Origin of the sequence: Paenisporosarcina sp. TG20, assembly GCF_000286315.1 — a bacterium.
GTDB lineage: Bacteria > Bacillota > Bacilli > Bacillales_A > Planococcaceae > Paenisporosarcina.
Genome location: NZ_ALJG01000099.1, coordinates 1 through 2,778 on the forward strand (window position 1 = coordinate 1; position 2,778 = coordinate 2,778).

Genomic DNA, 2,778 nt, shown 5'->3' on the forward strand with positions numbered 1-2,778 from the left:
AGATCCAATGTCCCGAGTCCTGTCCTATAAAAAGCTTAACATATCTACTCCGTCCACTTAAGCAATCGCACTTGAAAAATGACTTGTCTTGAATACTAAAGTTCTTGGTATTTCCCTTGAAACTTTCCTTCTACTACTTCGGAATGGTACATCGCTTTTAGAGCTAAAGTTTTCTCAAGCTCATGTTCTTTCATGATTGATTTTAAACGTATTTTTAACTCTTCGTTCTCTTTTACCAGTTGCATCATTTTCGATTTAACAAACTTCATTAGAGAGACCTCCTTCTGAAAACAATATATTTTATTATGTACATGTCATATGATTTATTGTATAAATTCCTTATTAATCGAAGAAAAAAGGCAAGCTTCGAGGATTCAATTAATATATCTCTGCCCATTCTAACATACAAAAGTACCACTTAATCAAATTCAACTTGACTGAGTGGTACTTTTGTTTTACGTATTGAGCTATTTTTCCAATTAAGTGGTTTACTCCTCTACTATTAATCGTGGGCATTGAAATCATATACGCGCCTTAAATTTTAGAGAAATTGATTGCTTTAATTCCTTAATTAATCCTCTTTCGTTAATTAAATCATGTTGGGCTTCTTCAAGTGATATTCTTTCAAAACGAAGATATTCTCCAGGTTTTAATTGACTAACCTTTGGCAAGTCAACCGTTGTAACTTGTCCTATTTTCGGATAACCTCCAGTCGTTTGCCGATCTGCCATTAATACAATAGGTTGTCCATCTGAAGGAACTTGAATAGACCCAAATGATACCGCTTCGGATATCAATTCTTTTGGTTCTTTTAATGCAAGTTTCTGTCCATTAAGGCGATATCCCATTCGATCAGAATCCGAAGAAATTTGAAAAGCTTGATTAAAGAATGCATCCTTACTTTTTTCATCGAATAAATGTGCTTGTCGTCCATCAATTATCCGTACTATCGCTTCTTTTTTATAAGTGGGAATTGCTTCGGCCATTAAGGTCCAATCCATTTGAATAAAAGTTAGTTTATTTTCTTCCTTAGATATGCTCATTAAACAATTTTTAACTAAAGTTGAACATTCACCAAGCTGTAATATATCTCCTTTTTGTAGTGCTCGTCCTTCAAATCCACCTATACCAGCGCGCAAGTATGTCGATCGACTGCCCATTACTTCTGGCACATCAAATCCTCCAGCCACCGCTAAATAAGCACGACACCCTGAAATAGGCTTACCAAAAGTTAGTTTACAACCTTTTTTCACTACTATAGGACGCCACATTTTAATTGGTATTCCGTCAATTGCAGGAGATAAGTTACCACCCGTCAGCGCAAATACACAGTTTGAATGAAACGTTATATGTGGTCCCATTAATGTAATTTCAATTGTGGGTTCGGTCTCTTCGTTGTCAACTAAGATATTTGCAAGACGGTGTGCATAAGGATCCATGACGCCACTTGCAATTACGCCGTATTTTTGAAAACCTGTTCTTCCAAGGTCTTGCATAGTTGTTTGTAACCCGTCTTTGTTAATCTGTAGCATGAGATTTCCCCTCCCATTGATCATACTCCTCTTGAGTAATGGGTTTAAAAACGATTCGATCTCCGGCTTGTAGTAAGCTAGGGATTTTTTCATACGGAAGAAATAGGTCTATTGGTGTACGACCAATCAATTGCCAGCCCCCTGGAGTTTCAATTGGATAAACGCCTGTTTGTATACCGGCAATCCCAACAGTCCTTTCAGGAATCCGAAGCCTTGGAGTAGACCTTCGTGGTGTAGCAATACTTCCACTCATTCCACCTATAAATGGAAATCCTGGTGCAAAGCCTATCATATTTACTGCATATGTACCTTTTGAATGAATTGCTATTACTTCTTCAACCGTTAACTTATTATGTAATGCCACAAACTTCAAATCTGGTCCGTGATCCCCTCCATAACAAACAGGAATCTCTACCGTACGCTGTTCTTTTATTTCTAACTCTTCCATCTCAACTAAGGTCTCTTCTAGTAAGTTCTTGATATCTTTATATTTAAATTGTGTAGTAACCTCATAGAAAACAGTCACCGTTGTAAATGCAGGAATCACTTCAACTATTTCATCGTTTGTAGCTTCCTCTAGTTGTTTCGTAATTGATCGAACTAGGTTGGTTGTTTCTTTAGTAATATCGCTTCCTACTTCAATTACTATTGCATCATCACCAAGCGGTGAATATGTTAACTCCATTATCACACTTCCAAACGTTTTCTGAATTATTAGCAATTATAAAGAAATTGATACTTTATTACAAGTATTTATATATGTATTTTAATGAAGAAAAACCCAGTCACAAGCTATAATGACTGGGTTTTGAAGATACATATCTAGATATCCAATTTCTCTACAACTTTATCATCGGTTTTCTTGTTTGTACCATTTCCTACTTTAAGGCCTGATGCTTTATCTGCTTTGTTGAATTCTTCGTTGTACAAAACTTCTTGCGCATCAGACAATCCGTTGTTCTCTTCAGACATTTGCTGATGTGGAGGTTTTCTCTCACTCAATTTTGAACACTCCTCTCATAATTAATGATTGAATAACTAATTGTTCCCTTGTTATTCACACTTTATTCTAAAAGAGACGCACAATCTTGAGTTTGTAAATACCTCTCCTACGGTAAACTAAATCAAATCCATAATTTCTAGACTTTTTCAGTCAACATGTCTAAATCAAACGGGTTATTACCAGATTATATTGTACTGTTGTCACGACGGATACCTAATAAGAAAAACCGGGCAAGGTAAGCCC

General features: G+C 36.1%; 4 protein-coding genes. All 4 read right to left on the reverse strand.

What is annotated here, in order from left to right; translation table 11 throughout:
• Nucleotides 1-95 precede the first annotated feature (95 nt).
• The 4 genes from B371_RS23690 to B371_RS24375 all read right to left on the reverse strand — a co-directional run bounded on the left by B371_RS23690 (nucleotide 96) and on the right by B371_RS24375 (nucleotide 2,534).
• A complete protein-coding gene (locus B371_RS23690; RefSeq protein WP_019412440.1) occupies nucleotides 96-269 on the reverse strand; it encodes a hypothetical protein in 174 nt (57 codons plus the stop codon).
• Between the two features lie 252 nt (nucleotides 270-521).
• Nucleotides 522-1,532 carry a biotin-dependent carboxyltransferase family protein gene (locus tag B371_RS0100770; protein WP_019412441.1) on the reverse strand — a complete coding sequence of 337 codons (1,011 nt, stop codon included), beginning with the start codon at nucleotides 1,530-1,532 and terminating at the stop codon, nucleotides 522-524.
• The gene (gene pxpB / locus B371_RS0100775; RefSeq protein ID WP_019412442.1) at nucleotides 1,519-2,217 is read right to left on the reverse strand and encodes a 5-oxoprolinase subunit PxpB; all 699 of its coding nucleotides are present in this window, start codon (nucleotides 2,215-2,217) and stop codon (nucleotides 1,519-1,521) included. The genes B371_RS0100770 and pxpB overlap by 14 nt, the downstream gene beginning before the upstream one ends.
• Nucleotides 2,218-2,354: 137 nt before the next feature.
• The gene (locus B371_RS24375; RefSeq protein WP_019412443.1) at nucleotides 2,355-2,534 is read right to left on the reverse strand and encodes a YfhE family protein; all 180 of its coding nucleotides are present in this window, start codon (nucleotides 2,532-2,534) and stop codon (nucleotides 2,355-2,357) included.
• Nucleotides 2,535-2,778: the final 244 nt, after the last annotated feature.

Bases quoted from the DNA above. Each gene is read 5' to 3' on its own strand.
- B371_RS0100770 (WP_019412441.1), bottom strand. From the start codon at position 1,532: ATGCTACAGATTAACAAAGACGGGTTACAAACAACTATGCAAGACCTT.
- B371_RS23690 (WP_019412440.1), bottom strand. From the start codon at position 269: ATGAAGTTTGTTAAATCGAAAATGATGCAACTGGTAAAAGAGAACGAA.
- pxpB (WP_019412442.1), bottom strand. From the start codon at position 2,217: ATGGAGTTAACATATTCACCGCTTGGTGATGATGCAATAGTAATTGAA.